We start from the raw sequence: 602 nt of genomic DNA, 5'->3' as shown, positions 1-602 counted from the left end.
AGCGGCAGCGCCGCCCGCGCCTCCCAGCGGCCGGCCGGACCCGCCGGCGCCGGGCTGTCGACGACGCGCTGCGCCTCCTGCTCGGGCGTCAGCGCCGCGACGGGGTCGCCGCCCTGCAGACGCGAAAACGGCTTGTCGGCGGAGGGGGCGTCCTTGAGCGGCGCGGCCGTTCCGTAGCCGCCGTGTCCGGCGTGCTGGGCGAATGCCGGCGTCGCCGCGAGCGCGGCGGTTCCGGCCAGAAACATCCTGCGGTCCATGGGGGTCCTCCGACCATCGTCGCGTCCGAGCGTCGACGGTGGGGGACGAACGTGGCGGACTGCGGACCGGTTCGGCGTCAGAACGGGTTGACGGGAAAATACTTCAGCCAGAGGTCGGCGAACTTGCCCTTCTCCCACAGGCGGAACAGGGCCCAGTTCATGGCGAGGCGGAGCTGGTCGTTGCCCTTCTTCACGGCGATGCCGACGCCCTCGCCGAAATAGCGGCTCTCGACGAAGGGACCGCCGACGAAGCTGCAGCAGCCCGCCGCCTCGGTGCCGTTGAGCCAGAAGGCCAGCCCGTAGCCGTCGCCGAACAGCAGGTCGACCTCGCCCTTGGCGAGGGCG

General features: G+C 72.3%; 1 protein-coding gene and 1 pseudogene. Both read right to left on the bottom strand.

Annotated features, from left to right (window positions below; translation table 11 throughout):
• A pseudogene (locus CH341_RS31795) lies at nt 1-257 on the bottom strand (Kelch repeat-containing protein); the annotation flags it as partial.
• A 77-nt stretch (nt 258-334) separates the two neighbouring features.
• A partial coding sequence (locus CH341_RS31790; protein WP_146604728.1) for a type 2 periplasmic-binding domain-containing protein occupies nt 335-602 on the bottom strand: 268 nt, incomplete at its 5' end.

The organism is Rhodoplanes roseus, assembly GCF_003258865.1.
In the GTDB taxonomy this organism is placed as follows: domain Bacteria; phylum Pseudomonadota; class Alphaproteobacteria; order Rhizobiales; family Xanthobacteraceae; genus Rhodoplanes; species Rhodoplanes roseus.
This window is presented reverse-complemented; position numbering and strand designations above follow the sequence as displayed.